Annotated in this window: 18 protein-coding genes; 11 read left to right on the top strand and 7 right to left on the bottom strand. The window is 74.6% G+C overall.

Going from position 1 to position 14,125, the window contains the following annotated elements:
• Positions 1-179 precede the first annotated feature (179 nt).
• The 3 genes from ACI799_RS14710 (at position 180) to ACI799_RS14700 (ending at position 1,695) form a co-directional block, all read left to right on the top strand.
• Positions 180-623: a hypothetical protein gene (locus ACI799_RS14710; RefSeq protein WP_456595668.1), complete on the top strand. Its 444-nt coding sequence runs from the start codon at positions 180-182 to the stop codon at positions 621-623.
• A complete protein-coding gene (locus ACI799_RS14705; protein WP_456613371.1) occupies positions 613-915 on the top strand; it encodes a transcriptional regulator in 303 nt (100 codons plus the stop codon). The genes ACI799_RS14710 and ACI799_RS14705 overlap by 11 nt, the downstream gene beginning before the upstream one ends.
• 102 nt (positions 916-1,017) lie before the next feature.
• Entirely contained in the window at positions 1,018-1,695 is a 678-nt protein-coding gene (locus tag ACI799_RS14700) for an alpha/beta fold hydrolase (RefSeq protein WP_456613370.1), read from the top strand.
• Positions 1,696-1,697: 2 nt separating this feature from the next.
• Here the strand turns inward: ACI799_RS14700 and ACI799_RS14695 are convergent, their stop codons facing one another.
• Positions 1,698-2,786 (bottom strand): DNA glycosylase AlkZ-like family protein, encoded by a 1,089-nt coding sequence (locus ACI799_RS14695; protein ID WP_456613369.1) that lies wholly within the window; start codon positions 2,784-2,786, stop codon positions 1,698-1,700.
• Between the two features lie 50 nt (positions 2,787-2,836).
• On the opposite strand from ACI799_RS14695, the gene ACI799_RS14690 reads away from it, so the two are divergent.
• Positions 2,837-3,427, top strand: a complete 591-nt coding sequence (locus ACI799_RS14690; RefSeq protein ID WP_456591298.1) for a hypothetical protein — start codon at positions 2,837-2,839, stop codon at positions 3,425-3,427.
• A gap of 68 nt (positions 3,428-3,495) precedes the next feature.
• Positions 3,496-3,858 carry a VOC family protein gene (locus ACI799_RS14685; RefSeq protein WP_456600616.1) on the top strand — a complete coding sequence of 121 codons (363 nt, stop codon included), beginning with the start codon at positions 3,496-3,498 and terminating at the stop codon, positions 3,856-3,858.
• Between the two features lie 204 nt (positions 3,859-4,062).
• Here the strand turns inward: ACI799_RS14685 and ACI799_RS14680 are convergent, their stop codons facing one another.
• Both ACI799_RS14680 and ACI799_RS14675 read right to left on the bottom strand, forming a co-directional pair.
• Complete coding sequence (locus ACI799_RS14680) at positions 4,063-4,830, bottom strand: hypothetical protein (RefSeq protein ID WP_456613368.1); 768 nt, start codon at positions 4,828-4,830, stop codon at positions 4,063-4,065.
• On the bottom strand, positions 4,827-5,756 hold the full coding sequence (locus ACI799_RS14675; protein WP_456591309.1) for an ABC transporter ATP-binding protein: 930 nt from the start codon (positions 5,754-5,756) through the stop codon (positions 4,827-4,829). Before ACI799_RS14675 ends, ACI799_RS14680 begins: the two co-directional genes overlap by 4 nt.
• Positions 5,757-5,895: 139 nt before the next feature.
• Here ACI799_RS14675 and ACI799_RS14670 point away from each other — a divergent pair, with 139 nt between their 5' ends.
• Genes ACI799_RS14670 through ACI799_RS14660 form a run of 3 tightly spaced genes read left to right on the top strand, consistent with a single transcriptional unit; the run spans position 5,896 to position 7,870 of the window.
• Positions 5,896-7,188 carry a sensor histidine kinase gene (locus tag ACI799_RS14670; protein WP_456613367.1) on the top strand — a complete coding sequence of 431 codons (1,293 nt, stop codon included), beginning with the start codon at positions 5,896-5,898 and terminating at the stop codon, positions 7,186-7,188.
• A 5-nt stretch (positions 7,189-7,193) separates the two neighbouring features.
• Positions 7,194-7,613 carry a response regulator gene (locus ACI799_RS14665; protein ID WP_456613366.1) on the top strand — a complete coding sequence of 140 codons (420 nt, stop codon included), beginning with the start codon at positions 7,194-7,196 and terminating at the stop codon, positions 7,611-7,613.
• On the top strand, positions 7,583-7,870 hold the full coding sequence (locus tag ACI799_RS14660; protein WP_456613365.1) for a response regulator transcription factor: 288 nt from the start codon (positions 7,583-7,585) through the stop codon (positions 7,868-7,870). The genes ACI799_RS14665 and ACI799_RS14660 overlap by 31 nt, the downstream gene beginning before the upstream one ends.
• Positions 7,871-7,889: 19 nt before the next feature.
• On the opposite strand, the gene ACI799_RS14655 is transcribed toward ACI799_RS14660, so the two are convergent.
• A complete protein-coding gene (locus ACI799_RS14655; RefSeq protein WP_456613364.1) occupies positions 7,890-8,318 on the bottom strand; it encodes an iron chaperone in 429 nt (142 codons plus the stop codon).
• A gap of 170 nt (positions 8,319-8,488) precedes the next feature.
• Here ACI799_RS14655 and ACI799_RS14650 point away from each other — a divergent pair, with 170 nt between their 5' ends.
• Positions 8,489-8,683 (top strand): hypothetical protein, encoded by a 195-nt coding sequence (locus ACI799_RS14650; RefSeq protein WP_456595678.1) that lies wholly within the window; start codon positions 8,489-8,491, stop codon positions 8,681-8,683.
• A 39-nt stretch (positions 8,684-8,722) separates the two neighbouring features.
• Here the strand turns inward: ACI799_RS14650 and ACI799_RS14645 are convergent, their stop codons facing one another.
• Positions 8,723-9,319, bottom strand: coding sequence for an antibiotic biosynthesis monooxygenase (locus ACI799_RS14645; protein ID WP_456590843.1), 597 nt, complete (start codon positions 9,317-9,319; stop codon positions 8,723-8,725).
• A 120-nt stretch (positions 9,320-9,439) separates the two neighbouring features.
• Between ACI799_RS14645 and ACI799_RS14640 the strand changes: the two genes are divergently transcribed.
• Positions 9,440-10,144: a M50 family metallopeptidase gene (locus tag ACI799_RS14640; protein ID WP_456613363.1), complete on the top strand. Its 705-nt coding sequence runs from the start codon at positions 9,440-9,442 to the stop codon at positions 10,142-10,144.
• Positions 10,145-10,304: 160 nt separating this feature from the next.
• Here the strand turns inward: ACI799_RS14640 and ACI799_RS14635 are convergent, their stop codons facing one another.
• Together ACI799_RS14635 and ACI799_RS14630 are read right to left on the bottom strand one after the other, a co-directional pair.
• Positions 10,305-12,665: a glycoside hydrolase family 65 protein gene (locus tag ACI799_RS14635; protein WP_456613362.1), complete on the bottom strand. Its 2,361-nt coding sequence runs from the start codon at positions 12,663-12,665 to the stop codon at positions 10,305-10,307.
• Positions 12,662-13,405 (bottom strand): beta-phosphoglucomutase family hydrolase, encoded by a 744-nt coding sequence (locus ACI799_RS14630; protein WP_456590840.1) that lies wholly within the window; start codon positions 13,403-13,405, stop codon positions 12,662-12,664. The genes ACI799_RS14635 and ACI799_RS14630 overlap by 4 nt, the downstream gene beginning before the upstream one ends.
• A 168-nt stretch (positions 13,406-13,573) precedes the next feature.
• Here ACI799_RS14630 and ACI799_RS14625 point away from each other — a divergent pair, with 168 nt between their 5' ends.
• The gene (locus tag ACI799_RS14625; protein WP_456613361.1) at positions 13,574-14,119 is read left to right on the top strand and encodes a YbhB/YbcL family Raf kinase inhibitor-like protein; all 546 of its coding nucleotides are present in this window, start codon (positions 13,574-13,576) and stop codon (positions 14,117-14,119) included.
• Positions 14,120-14,125 lie beyond the last annotated feature (6 nt).

Here is a 14,125-nt window from a genome sequence, read left to right as displayed (position 1 = left end):
GCTACCCCCGCCCCCAGTTGTTTGGGGGCCGGGTGGGGCGGGCCTGTTTTGGCGACTGTTAAATTTTGTGGGCCCAAAACACCCCCCCCCCCCCCCCCCCCCCGCGCGGGCACAGATCCGCCTCGCCACCAGGGTGGCCAGTGTTGCCGTCGAGGAAACTTTGCCCTACTGTTTCCCATATGGAAACTCCTAGCGGCCGATCACCGTCCCCCGAGGAAGCCCGCGAGACGCTCGCCCAGCTGGCGCGCGACCAGGACGCGGTGCGGTATCCGCCGATCCCCCGTTGGTTCTTCGTGGTGATGGCGGCGGTCGTCGCCGGGGTCGCCCTCGCCCAGCTGCTGCCCCCGAAGACCGCCGCCTTCGCGGTCCTCCCCCTCGTGGTCATCAGCGGCCTGCTCGCCCACCGGTACTGGTTCAACCCGGAGGGGGTGTCCGGCGCCTCGGTGCAGCCGGCCGACATGGTCGGGTACCTGGCCGTCGTCCTGGGCACGTTCGTGGCCTGCTGGCTGGTGGAGGCCTTCACCGACGCCTGGTGGATCTGGTTCCCGGGCGCCGCGGTCGTCGCCGGCGCCGTCCTCGTCACCGGGTACCGCTACGGCCGCGAGTACGGGCATGAGCGCTGACGCCCCGACCTTCGACGAGGTCATCCACGCGCCGCACCGGCTGCGCATCTGCGCGATGCTCAGCGCCGCCCAGAAGGTCGAGTTCACCGTGCTGCAGGAGAAGCTGGGCATCTCGAAGTCGGCGCTCAGCAAGCACCTGAGCCAGCTTGCCGACGCTGGTTACGTCACACAGGAAAAAGCTGTCCGCGATGCCCGCAGCCGGCTCTGGCTGGCACTGACCAGCGAGGGCAGCCGCGCCTACCGCGCTCACGTCCGTGCGCTGCAGGAGATCGTCGCCTCCGACCCCGGCTGAGCCGGCGCCCGTCGCCCGTCGCGGCGCCCGGATCGCCGATGAGTTCGGTGGACCACGCGGGTCTTCCCTGAGCACGCCGGTGACAGACGATGGGAGGCCCGGGTGAGCACGTTTGCACTGGTGCACGGAGCCGGTGACGACGGGTGGTACTGGCACCTGGTCGAGTCCGACCTCCGCCGGCGCGGCCACCACGCGGTCGCACCGGACCTCCCGGCCGGCGACGACTCCCTGACGCTCGACGACTACGCCGATGCGGTCGTCGAGGCGGTCGGCGCCGCCCCCGACCTCGTGGTGGTGGGTCACTCGTTCGGCGGGTTCACCGCTCCCCTGGTGGCTGCCCGCCTCCGGGCCAGGGCGCTGGTCCTGGTGGCCGCGATGGTCCCGGCACCGGGTGAGGCACCCGACGAGTGGTGGATCAGCAGCGGCTATGCCGAGGCGGCACGTGGCCAGGCGGCCCGCGACGGGGGCCGCACCGGCAGCGACGACCCGTACGTCGCCTATTACCACGACGTGCCCCGGTCGCTGGCCGAGGAGGCGATCAGCAGGGAACGCGCGCACCCCTCCACCGCCGCGTGCGCGCAGCCGTGGCCGCTCGAGGCGTGGCCGGACGTGCCGACCACCGTCGTCGTCTGCACGCAGGACCGGCTCTTCCCGGCCGGCTTCCTGCGTCGCCTGGCGGCCGTGCGCCTCGGGGTGCGCCCCGTCGAGATCGACGCCGGCCACTGCGTGGCGTTGAGCCGGCCAGGCCCGCTCGCCGACGTGCTGGCCGGCGCCGGCTGACCTCACCGGGTCGGCGCGTCCACCACCAGGCCGAGCCACCGCGCGAGCTCCCCGATCTCGGCCCGCACCGCGTTGCGCACGGCCGCGGTGAACGGCACGTCCTCGTGGACGCCGTGCACCACCAGCCGGCCACCGGCGCGATCGGCGGTGGCGTCGAGCTTCCCGACCAGCCGGTCGTGGTGCAGGACGGGGAGCGCGAAGTAGCCCCACCGGCGCTTGGCCCGCGGCTTGTACATCTCCAGCTGGTACTCGAAGCCGAAGAGCTCCAGCGCGCGCCGACGGTCGTGCACCAGGCGGTCGAACGGTGACAGCAGCGCGGTCCGCCCCGCGAACGGCTGCCCGACCGCGGCGGGGTCGACCCGCCACGTCCCGGCCACCCCCTCGATGGTCGCGGACACCCCTGCGTCGCGGACGTCGACCGGCTCGCCCGGTACCGACGCCCCCTTCTCCCGGGCGAGGCCCAGGGCGCGCAGCCGCCGCTCGTCGCGGATGCGGCGGGCCTCCTCCAGCGGCACAGCGGTGAGACCGGCCGGGTAGACCCGCTCGGCGACGTCCCACAGGCGCTGCCGGCCGCGCCGCCCCGCGATCGCGACCTCGCCGCGCATCATCAGGAACTCGAGCATCTGGGTGACGTTGCGGTCGTGGGTCCAGCCCGTGGACGCCCACGGCACCGAGCTCGTGTCGGGGATGTCCCGGGAGAGCAGCGGCCCGGACGAGCGCAGTCGCCCGACGACGTCGCGCCGGAACGACTCGTTGGCCTGGAGCCACGCACGCGGCGCCTCCCTGCGCGGCCAGCGGGCCATGCCCGCCAGCAGCAGCGCGATGTCCTCCATCGGCCGGACCAGTGCGTTGTGCTCCACGAGGCTGCGGTCCTCGAGGGCCCGGGTCAGCTGGGCCGGGAGGTAGCTGCTCCCGAGCCGGCTCCAGGCGACCAGGTCGGCGCTGGGAGCGATCGCCGCTGTGGGGTCGACCTGGAGCAGCGTCAGGTGCCGGACCGTCGCCAGCAGGCTCTCGGGTCGGTGGCCGTCCAGCAGCTGGGCGCGCACGGCGATCGCGCGCGCCTCGTCCCGGTCCAGCCTGTGCGCCGACATCTGCCGAACCGTAGCGGCGGCCGCCCGCGGACGGGGACGATGATCGGACCATGCCGCGCACCTGGACCCACGTCGGCCGCTGCTGGACCGACGGCGAACCCTTCCTCGCCCTCGACAGCGACCTGCTGCCGCACTGGCGCGGCCTCAGCGAGCAGGGGTACGAGGCGCTGGTGCCGCAGCTGGACTACCAGCTCACCGGCATCCGGCTGGGTGGGAGCACCGCGGCGCTGGTGCTGACAGACCCCGAGGTCGGCGACGAGGGCTGGCTGGAGGTGTTCCGCGCCGACGACGGCAGCATCGCCGTCGTCCAGGCGACCGCGGGCGACTACCGGGAGGCCCTGGACGCCGCGCTGGCCTTCCCCGAGGCCCACGACCAGGTCGGCGACGTGGTGTCGGTCCCGAGCGGCCGGCTCGCCTTCATCAGCGCGGCGCTGGACGGCACCGGCGAGGACGGCGCCTTCCTGCTGCCCGAGTCCCCCGGCCCGACGCCGGACTCCGGCGAGCTGGCCGCCGGCGCCGCCACCGACGCGAGCCCCCTGCTGGTCGTGCCGCCGGGAGCCTTCCGGCTGTCGGTGCGTTGGCGGACGGAGCTGCACGCGGACGCGGCGTTCGCCCGCTGGCTGCTCATCCGGGAGGGCTGACCGCTCAGTTCTCGCGCCGGCGGCGGTCCACCCAGCACCACCGCAGACCACGCACCCCGGGAGCCCGCATGTCCCCCACCGTCCGCCCGATCGTCGTCACGCCCGATCTCGAACGGCTGCGGTCCTTCTACGTCGGTCTCCTCGACGCGGAGGAGACCGACCGTTTCCCGGAGGAGGGGCCGCTGTCCTACCTGGGTCTGCGGGTGGGGAGCTCGGAGCTGGGCCTCACCGCCGACTCCGGCGTCGCGGCCGGCACCCCCGGGCGGGTGCTGCTGAGCATCGAGGTCCCCGACGTCGACGGCGTCCTCCCCCGGGTCGCGGAGCTCGGCGGCGCGGCGCCGCACGGGTCGAACGACATGCCGTGGGGGCAGCGCGTCGCGCACGTCACCGACCCGGACGGCAACGCCGTCAACCTGACCCAACAACTCTGAGGCGGGGGGGGGGGGGGGGGGGGGGGGGGGGGGGGGGGGGGGGGGGGGGGGGGGGGGGGGGGGGGGGGGGGGGGGGGGCGCCGCGCGGCGCCCGCCCACCCTCCCCCCCCCCCCCCCCCCCCCCCCCCCCCCCCCCCCCCCCCCCCCCCCCCCCCCCCCCCCCCCCCCCCCCCCCCCCCCCCCCCCCCCCCCCCCCCCCCCGCGTCAGGCGATCTCGCTGCGCTGCACTCGGACCCAGCCGGCCACCAGGGGCGCGAGCAACCACAGCGCCGTCGACGTGCCGACCTGCAACCACCCCTGACCGTCGAGCTCGCCGAGGTACATCGGGCCGGTGGTCGTCGTCAGGTCCAGCCAGTCGCGCACCCAGTCCAGCGCCGCGACAGTGCTCACCAGCACGGTGAACGCGGTCGGGAGGGCGAAGTACAGGACGATCGCCAGCGGCGAGCTCAGCAGCAGCAGGCCGAAGGCGACGCCGACGAGGACGTTGAGCACCTGCACGAGCAGCACCTGGACGACCTGGTCGACGTCGACCGACCACGAGGTCGGGTCGTCGGTCAGCACCGGGGTGAGGGCTGCCGCGAGGGCCGCGGCCGCCGCGCTGGCCAGGACGCCGAGCACGCCCAGGAGCACCGCCGCCCCGAGCTTGGCGACGATCACGCGGGAGCGCTGCGGCACGAGGGCGAAGGTGGTCAGGGCCGTGCGCTGCGACCACTCACTGGTGACCAGCAGGATGCCGACCACCGGCAGCAGCAGCGCCACCGGCAGCTGGGCGGCACCCAGGTACTCGGCGAACGTCTTCTCCGGCGCCTCCCCGAAGAACAGGATGAGGCCGGGGACGACGAGGGCGAGCAGCGCCACGACCAGGAGCAGCCACGCGCCGGCGCGGGTGTCGCGAGCCTTGCGCAGCTCGACGGCGACGAGCGTGGGCAGCGAGGGGGGCGGCACCTCGACGACGGGGAGGGTCGCGGTCACGAGCGGGCCTCCTGCACCGGAGCATCGGTCGGGACGGCGGCTCCGCCGTCGCCCGCGTGGGTGAGCGAGCGGAAGAGCTCCTCCAACCCCGCGCCCGAGGCGGCCCGCAGCTCCAGGAGGGGAATGCCGGCCCGGGCTGCCGCGATCCCCACTGCCTCCGCGTCGGCGCCGGCCAGCAGGGCGCCGTCATCATCCGTCTCGACCCGGACCCCGGCCGTGGTCAGCGCTCGCTGCAGCGCCTCGCGCTCACGGGCCCGGACGACGGTGCCCGCGCCGGCCAGCAGCTGCTCCTTCGCGCCCGCAGCGACGAGCCGGCCGCCGGCGATGACGACCAACCGGTCGGCGACGGCCTCCACCTCGCGCAGCAGGTGCGAGGACAGCAGCACCGTGCCGCCGCGGTCGGCGAACCCGCGCAGCAGGCCGCGCATCCAGAAGATGCCCTCCGGGTCCAGCCCGTTGGCCGGCTCGTCGAGCACGAGCACCCGCGGGTCACCCAGCAGGGCTGCGGCTATCCCCAGACGCTGCCGCATGCCGAGGGAGTACTTGCCCACCCGCTTGCCTGCCGCCGGGCCCGCCAGCCCCACCAGCTCCAGCACCTCGGCGACCCGGGTGCGCGGGACGCCGAGGACCATGGCCGAGAGGGTGAGCACCTCGTGGCCCGTCCGCCCGGAGTGCTGTGCCCCGGCGTCGAGCAGCACACCGACCTGCCGTCCGGCGTTGGGCAGGTCGCGGTAGCGACGGCCGGCGATCGTGGCCGAACCGGCGGTCGGCTCGGCCAACCCGCACAGCGCCCGCAGCGTGGTGCTCTTGCCGGCCCCGTTCGGCCCGAGGAAGCCGGTCACGGTTCCGGGCGGGCAGCTGAAGGACACGTCGGAGACGGCCAGCTGCGTGCCGTACCTCCGGGTCAGGTTCTCGATCTCGATCACGCGCTCACCCTCGCGCGCCGGGCCCTGCGGCCACATCGGCCACGGGTCGGGAACCGGCCGACTTCCGTCGCCCCTCGGCGGGGGGTGGCACCGACCTTCGTCGGTGCCACGAGGCGCTCCCCGCCCGTAGCCTGACCCGGTGAGCACGGCGATCGGGCAGGCACGGAGCGGACCCGCGGGCGTGGACCACCCGTCGTTCGTCCCGGCTCGGCTGCTCGCCGACTCCCTCTCCCCCGACGCGGGTCCGGAGCGTCCGCGTGGCCGGGTGCGCCGCTCGCTGCGGGACTGGGTCGTCGACCTCTCGCTCTTCGTGCTGTCGGTGGGCCTGGGGTTGGTCTTCGTCGGCGAGGCCCTGAGCCGCCCGTCACCACCGCCGGACGGGCTGCTGCTCGCCGACCTGGTAGCCGGATCGCTCGGCTGCGCCCTCCTCTGGGGCCGTCGCCGGTGGCCCGTGGCGGTCGCACTCGTGCTGGCGCTCCTCGGGACGTTCTCCGACATGGCCGGGGTCGCGATCCTCATCTCCTTGTTCACGGTGGCCGTGCACCGTGCCTGGCCGAGCGTGCTCGGGGTCGCGGCGGTGAACCTCGCGTCGCTCGCCGTCTACGTACGGCTCCGCCCGGATCCCGACCTCTCCCCGCTGGTGCTCGCCGGTCTCGTCGTCGTGGCCACCGCCGCGGTGGTGGCCTGGGGCATGTTCGTGCGGGCGCGGCGCCAGCTCGTGGTGTCGCTGCGCGACCGTGCCGTCCGCGCCGAGACCGAGCAGCGGCTGCGTGTCGAGCAGGCGCAGCAGCTGGAGCGCACCCGCATCGCCCGCGAGATGCACGACGTCCTGGCCCACCGGCTCTCGCTGCTGAGCATGCACGCCGGCGCTCTGGAGTTCCGGCCCGATGCGCCACCGGCTGACGTCGCCGCGGCGGCCGGGGTCGTCCGGGCCAGCGCCCGCCAGGCCCTGGAGGACCTGCGGGAGGTGATCGGGGTGCTGCGGGAGTCGGCCGAGCCGGGCGCCGTGGAGCGGCCTCAGCCGACGCTGGGCGACCTGCCGGCCCTGCTCGAGGAGTGTCGGCAGGCGGGTCTGCGGGTGCGGGCCCGCTACCGCCTCCCGGACCCGGCGAGCGTTCCGGCGTCGGCGGGGCGCGCGGCCTACCGCGTGGTGCAGGAGGCGCTGACCAACGTCCGCAAGCACGCGCCCGGCACCATCGCCGACGTGCTGGTCGAGGGAGCTGAGGGCTCAGGGCTCGCCGTCGAGGTGCGCAACCCGCCGTCGATCGGCGGCGACGCGCCCGCACCGCTGCCGGGCAGCGGGACCGGCCTGGTGGGCCTGCTCGAGCGGGTCAGCCTGGCCGGGGGCACGCTCGAGCACGGCTGGAGCGCCGACGGGCAGTTCCGCCTGCGCGCCTGGCTGCCGTGGGCCCCGCCGGCCGGGTCCGCGTGACGGGGGTGGCCGGGGCCGCGGGGGCCGACGTCCGGATCCTGGTCGTCGACGACGACCCGCTGGTGCGCGCCGCGCTGGCGATGGTCCTCGGCGGCGCACCGGGCCTGACGCTGGTCGGTGAGGCGGCCGACGGCGACGAGGTGCCGGCAGCGGTGACGTCGGGGGCGCCCGACGTGGTGCTCATGGACATCCGGATGCCACGCGTCGACGGGCTGGCCGCCACGGAGCAATTGCAGCTGCGCACCGACCGGCCGCAGGTGATCGTGCTGACCACCTTCGACGCCGACGACCACGTGCTGCGTGCGCTGCGGGCCGGGGCCAGCGGCTTCCTGCTCAAGGACACACCCCCGGCGGCGATCGTCGACGCGTCCGCCGGGTCGCCGACGGCGAGCCGATGCTCTCCCCCACCGTCACGCGGCAGCTGATGGCGCACGTCGCCGCGGCGGTGACGCCCCCCGACGTGGCCGGCGAGCGCGCCCGCGCGCGGCTGACCGGGCTGAGCGAGCGCGAGCACGAGGTCGCCCTCGCGGTCGGGCGCGGTCTCTCCAACGCCGACATCGCTGCGGAGCTCTACATGAGCGTGGCGACGGTCAAGGCGCACGTCTCCCGGCTGCTGACCAAGCTGGAGGTGGCCAACCGGGTCCAGGTCGCGCTCGTGGTGCATGACGCCGGGCTGCTCTGAGCGCCGTCACCGGCGACGATCAGCCCACTGCCCGCTCGACGAGCGCGGTGATCTCCGCCTCGGCGGCCTCGTCCAGCTCCGTCAGCGCCCAGGAGGTCGCCCACATGCCGCCGTCGTCGAGCGTCGCGGTGTCGTTGAAGCCGAACACCGAGTACCGGGTGCCGTCCATCTGCCCGCTGCGGAAGAAGCACACCACCTTCCCGCCCCGGGCGTACGCGGGCATGCCGTACCAGAGCCTGGGCGCCAGCTCCGGCGCGGCCGCGGTGACGACGGCGTGCACCCGCTCGGCGAGCGCGCGGTCGGGTGCGGGCATCTCGGCGATCTTGTCCAGCACGTCCTGCGCCTCGGCGGCCGCCTTCCCTGCACCGCGACCGCGCCGTCCGGCGGTCTCCATCTCTGCCGCGCGCTGCTTGATCGCCTCGCGCTCCTCCGTGGACAGCCTGGCCATGGCCGGCTCCCTCCCCATCATCGCGGCGGGCGACCTGCCCGCCCCGATGACGCTGGTGACGACACCGCGGCCCGGGCTTCTCGATTCCTGACGGTCAGGGGCCGGGTTCTCCGGGGCCCCACCGGGGTAGGCGTCCGCGGACCGTGTAACCCGAGCCCCTGGAGGATGCCGTGACCGAGGGACGACCCGACACCGACGAGAGGCGCGAGCCGGGTGGCACGCCTTCCTCCGGCCCGCACGACCTGACCCGGCGGCCGCTCACGCCCGGGACGGGTGACGGGGGCGGAGCGCAGGCGATCCCCGGCGCCTACGAGGCCGACGAGGCGGAGCAGGAACGCGGCAAGGCGGTCAAGCCGGGCAATTGACCTCGGCGGTTCCGGCGCCGGCGCATGCGGTGCCGGCTCCTAGCGCTCCCGCCAGCGACGGCCCTGCAGCCACCACTGCAGCCGGGCGGTGATCCAGGGCAGCAGCAGGTAGGTCATGACCGGCGTCAGCGCGAGGGTCACGGCGAGCACGCGCAGCACCACGTGGACCTCCGCCAGCGCCGCTCCCAGCGTCACGGTGGCCAGCAGGTTCACCGGGAAGAAGACCAGCCAGATGGTCACCGCCTGCTTCCACCGCGGTGGAGCAGCCGGCGCGGGTGCAGGGCGCACCTCCTCCGCGACCGGTGAGTCGAACCAGCCCTCGATGCCGGTGCGCCGCTCGGTGCGGGTGACCTCGGCCAGCCCCTGCGCGGACCGCAACCACCACTGGCGTTCCGAGGAGGCCTCCCAGGCGGCCAACGTGGCCTGGTCGGCGAACCTCACGAGCATGTGCCACTCGTCGGCGTCCCGCCGGGAGCGGACCCAGCCGCCACCGAGGAAGCCGGAGAAGCCCTCCGCCATGCTGAGACCGGCACGGATCCACGCCGTCATCTCGCGCGCGTGCGCCGGGTCGGCGCGCCGCGTGAAGGACACCGTGACCGGGAGGTCGTCCCGCGTGACGGTGCTGGTCGTCGTCATGCCACCAGCATCGCTCGCGACGCGGGCCGGCGGGAGCCCCGCAGCGGTGTGAGCCCTGCCTCGGCCGACACCCCGGCCACTCCCCCGTCACGGCCAGGTCGGTGGGGTTGACTGCCGTCCGTGGAGGTCCTCGCCCGCTTCTGGAGCCGCGTGACGGCGACGGTGCCGGACCAATCGACGACGGTGCTGCTCGCCACGGCCACGATCGCTGCGCTGCTCGTCCTCTCCCCCGCGCTGTGGCGGCCCGCCCGCAACGTGGTGACGATCGCCCACGAGGGGGCCCACGGGCTCGTGGCGCTCGCGGCCGGGCGGCGGCTGGCCGGCATCCGGCTGCACTCGGACACCTCGGGCCTGACCGTCTCCGCGGGTCGGCCGACGGGCCTGGGCATGGTGCTCACCTGCGCGGCCGGCTACACCGGGCCCGCGCTGTTCGGGCTCGGCGCCGCGGCGCTGCTCTCCGCCGGGCACGCCATCGGACTGCTCTGGGCGCTCCTCGTGCTGCTCGCGCTCCTGCTGGTGCAGATCCGCAACTGGTTCGGGCTGTGGTCCGTGCTCGCCACCGGTGCGGTGGTCTTCGGCGCGACCTGGTGGCTGCCGCCGGCGGGTCAGGCGGCGTTCGCGGCGGTCGCCACGTGGTTCCTCCTGCTGGCCGCGCCCCGCGCCGTGCTCGAGCTCCAGCGCGCCCGGCGCCGTCGAGGTGCACGGGACTCCGACGCCGACCAGCTGGCCCGGCTGACCCCGTTCCCCGCGATCGTCTGGGTGGGCGTCTTCCTGCTCGTCGATGTTGGAGCGCTCGTTCTGGGCGCGAGGTGGTTGCTCGTCTGAACCACGGCGACAGCTGATCTGTTGTTGGGGATAACGGAAGTGCGTCGCCGTCGCGCCGAGCGCGACGCCACCCGGGGCCCTGGGAGGCGCCCCGGACCGCACTCGGCTGCGGCTGCGTGACAGAGCTCGCGAGCACCGACCCGCGGCCGGCGGGAGGGGCTCAGCCGCGGGCGCGGCGGCGTGGCTCGCAGCCCGGCGGCTGGTGCACCGGGGCGACCGCAGGGGCGGGCGGAACCTCGAGCACGACGTCGTCGTGGTCGACGCGGACCTGCCGCCCGTGGTGCCTGATGTCCAGCGGGTCCCCGTCGACCAGCCGGTAGGTGGCCCGCTCGCGTTCCACCGTGACGGTGAGCTTGCGTCCGCGGTAGACCACGCGGAACCGCAGCCGGCTGATCCGCTCCGGCAGCCGTGGCGCGAAGGACAGCTGACCGCCGTGATCACGCAGTCCGCCGAACCCGGCGACGGCGACGGTCCACCCTCCGGCCAGCGAGGCGATGTGCAGCCCGTGGCCGGAGTTGTGGTGCAGGTTCTGGATGTCAGTGAGCGCCGCCTCGGCCCAGTACTGGTGGGCGAGGTCGAGGTGGCCGGTCTCGGCGGCGACGACGGCCTGCTGGGTGGCCGACAACGACGAGTCGCGGGTGGTGCGCGCTTCGTAGTAGGCGAAGTCGGCGATCTTCTCCTCGAGGGTGAACGCGTCCCCCCGCAGGTGCAGGGCCATCACCAGGTCGGCCTGCTTGACCACCTGCTTCCGGTACAGCTCGAAGTAGGGGTAGTGCAGCAGCAGCGGGTAGTGCTCCCGCGGCGTCGCCTCGAAGTCCCACTCCTCGTGGTGGGTGAACCCGTCGGACTGCATGTGGACGCCGCGCTGGGTGTCGTAGGGCACCGCCATCAACGACGCCGCCCGCAGCCACTCCGCCACCTCGTCCTCCGTCACCGAGAGCCGGCCGGCCACCGCCGACTGACGGCGCACCGCGGCGGCGGCCTCACGCAGGTTCCGCTGCGCCATGAGGTTCGTGTAGACGTTGTTGTCCACGACGGCGGTGTACTCGTCGGGCCCGGTCACCCCGTCGATCCGGAAACCGTGCTCGGGGTCGAAGTGCCCCAGCGACGCCCAGAGCCGGGCGGTCTCGACGAGCAGCTCCGTGCCGTAGTCCCGGTCGAAGGCGTCGTCGAGGGTGGCGTCGTAGTAGCGGACGACGGCGTCGGCGATGTCGGCGTTGATGTGGAAGGCGGCGGTGCCGGCCGGCCAGTAGCCCGACGTCTCCTCGCCCCTGATCGTCCGCCACGGGAACGCGGCACCGCGCAGACCGAGCACCCGGGCCCGCTCCCGGGCGAGGCCCAGCGTGGTGTGCCGCCAGATGAGCGCGTCCCGGGCAGCGTGCGGTGCGGTGTAGGTGAGCACCGGCAGGACGTAGGTCTCGGTGTCCCAGAAAGTGTGCCCGTCGTAGCCCGGACCGGTCAGCCCCTTGGCCGGGATGGCCTGCCGCTCGCCGCGCAGCCCGGCCTGCAGGACGTGGAACATGCCCACCCGCACGGCCTGCTGCAGCTCGTCGTCCCCCTCGATCTCGACATCGGCCTCGTCCCAGTGCTGGGCCAGCAGTTCGCGCTGTTCCCGCAGCAGGCGCTCGAAGCCGGCCAGCTTCGCCGTCGCGAGCGCGGCCTCCACCTGGTCGCGCAGCGCTGCGCTGGAGCGGCGCGACGACCAGCCGTAGGCGAGGAACTTGACCAGCTTCAGCGACCCGCCGGGCGGGATGCGGGCGGCCAGGGTGTAGCGGGCGAGGTCCCCGGCGGCCTCGATGTCCTCGGTGCAGCTGTCGGGGACCTCGATGACGTGGTCCATGCCGGCGGCCATGCGCAGCCGGCTGCGGCGGGTGCGGTGCACGAGCACGGCGCGGCGGCCGCGACCGGCGGCGAGCTCGCACTCCAGCGGGTGGGCGAGGGCGGCGGCGGCGCGCGGATCGCGGTCGCCGTCGGGGGCGCCGTCATCGTTGGCCAGCAGGTCGGACTGCAGCGCGACGTAGAGGTCCCCGAGGTCGTCGGTGACCTCCACCCGGTACTCGATCGCGGCGATCGAGCGCCGGGCCAGGGAGACCAGGCGGGTGCTGGTGACGCGCACGGTCCGGCCGCTGGGCGAACGCCACTCGGTCGACCGCCGGAGCACCCCGGCGCGCAGGTCGAGGGTGCGCCGGTGGTCGATGACCTCGCCGTAGGTCAGGTCCAGTGGCGAGTCCCTCACCAGGAGCCGGATCAGCTTGCCGTCGGTCACGTTGACCACGGTCTGCCCCATCTCCGGGAAGCCGTAGCCGGCCTCGGCGTAGGGCAGCGGCCGCTCCTCGAAGAAGCCGTTGAGGTAGGTGCCCGGGACGACGACCGGCTCCCCCTCCTCCAGCGACCCGCGCATCCCGAGGTGACCGTTCGCCAGGGCGAACACCGACTCGTGCACGCCGAGGCTGTCGCGGTCCAGCCCGACCTCGGTGAGCGCCCAGGGTTCGACCGGGAAGACCGCCCGCCCCTCGGTCACGGCTTCTCCAGCAGCTCGACGAGGTCGGCCACGACCACGTCGGCGCCGGCGTCCCGGAGACCGTCGGCGTGCCCGACCCGGTCGACACCGACGACGTGGGCGAACCCGCCCGCCCGGCCGGCGGCCACCCCCGCCAGGGCGTCCTCGAAGACGACGGCCTCCTGCGGCGGCACGCCCAGGGCGTGGGCGCCGGCGAGGAAGGTGTCCGGGGCGGGCTTGCCCGCCAGCCCCCGCTCCCGAGCGACGACGCCGTCGATGCGGGCGTCGATCAGGTCGGCGAACCCGCCGGCGGCCACCACCTGCTCGCCGTTGGCCGAGGCGGTGACCACCGCGGTGGCCAGGCCCGCCTCCTTCACCGCGCGCAGGTACCGCACCGATCCCTCGTAGACCTCGACACCGTGCTCGGCCAGCTCCGCCAGGACCAGCTCGTTCTTGCGCCCGGCCACCCCCTGCACGGTCGCCGCGTCCAGGGGGTCTCCCCGCTCGCCCTCCGGCAGCACGATGCCGCGGCTGGCGAGGAAGTCGCGGACTCCGTCGGCCCGGGGCTTTCCGTCGACGTACCGGTTGTAGTCGTCCTGCGTGAACTCCGGGGCCGCGGGGTCGCGCGACCGCAGGAAGTCGTCGAAGGTCCGCTTCCAGGCCGCCATGTGCACCGTCGCGGTCCGGGTGAGGACCCCGTCGAGGTCGAACAGGCAGGCCCGGACGCCGTTCGGGAGACCGACCGATCGGGAGGTGAACACGCCGGCGACGCTACCGGCGACCGGGGACGCGCACGTGTCGGGACGGCGACGGCTGCGTGCCGGCACCGGTCCGACGGGCGCCGTGAGGCGTCGCTGCCTAGGGTCCGACGGGGGGACGCTCCGGCGGACCCGCCAGCCGTCGTACCGCTACCGAGGGAGAGGACCACCATGGCCGACCGGCCCACCCCGCCCAACCCCTACGACTTCCTGCCGCGGGTACCGGGCTTCACCGTGACCAGCAGCGACGTGTCCGACGGGCAGACGATGCCGATGCCCCACGTCAGCGGAGTCATGGGTGCCGGCGGCGAGGACCGCTCCCCGCAGCTGTCCTGGTCGGGCTTTCCCGACGGCACCCGCAGCTTCGCCGTCACGGTCTTCGACCCCGACGCCCCGACGGCCAGCGGCTTCTGGCACTGGGCGGTGGCGAACATCCCGGCGTCGGTGACCGAGCTGGCCTCGGGCGCCGGTGACAAGGACGCCCCGCAGCTCCCCGACGGCGCGGTGCAGCTGCGCAACGACGGCGGCTTCGCCGGGTACGTCGGTGCGGCTCCCCCGGCCGGGCACGGGCCGCACCGCTACTTCGTGGTGGTGCACGCCGTCGACACCGACCGGCTCGACGTCGACGCGAGCACCACGCCGGCGGTACTCGGGTTCAACCTCTTCTTCCACACGCTGGCGCGGGCCACCCTGGTCGTCACCTACGAGCAGGCCTGACCGGTC

It is taken from the genome of Blastococcus sp. SYSU DS0753 (assembly GCF_054051175.1).
Note: the sequence above shows the minus strand (reverse complement) of the source record. Positions and strands in the feature narration are given on the sequence as shown.

Bases quoted from the DNA above. Each gene is read 5' to 3' on its own strand.
- ACI799_RS14695 (WP_456613369.1), bottom strand. From the start codon at position 2,786: ATGTCGGCGCACAGGCTGGACCGGGACGAGGCGCGCGCGATCGCCGTG.
- ACI799_RS14685 (WP_456600616.1), top strand. From the start codon at position 3,496: ATGTCCCCCACCGTCCGCCCGATCGTCGTCACGCCCGATCTCGAACGG.
- ACI799_RS14660 (WP_456613365.1), top strand. From the start codon at position 7,583: ATGCTCTCCCCCACCGTCACGCGGCAGCTGATGGCGCACGTCGCCGCG.
- ACI799_RS14655 (WP_456613364.1), bottom strand. From the start codon at position 8,318: ATGGCCAGGCTGTCCACGGAGGAGCGCGAGGCGATCAAGCAGCGCGCG.
- ACI799_RS14710 (WP_456595668.1), top strand. From the start codon at position 180: ATGGAAACTCCTAGCGGCCGATCACCGTCCCCCGAGGAAGCCCGCGAG.
- ACI799_RS14645 (WP_456590843.1), bottom strand. From the start codon at position 9,319: ATGACGACGACCAGCACCGTCACGCGGGACGACCTCCCGGTCACGGTG.
- ACI799_RS14690 (WP_456591298.1), top strand. From the start codon at position 2,837: ATGCCGCGCACCTGGACCCACGTCGGCCGCTGCTGGACCGACGGCGAA.
- ACI799_RS14625 (WP_456613361.1), top strand. From the start codon at position 13,574: ATGGCCGACCGGCCCACCCCGCCCAACCCCTACGACTTCCTGCCGCGG.
- ACI799_RS14705 (WP_456613371.1), top strand. From the start codon at position 613: ATGAGCGCTGACGCCCCGACCTTCGACGAGGTCATCCACGCGCCGCAC.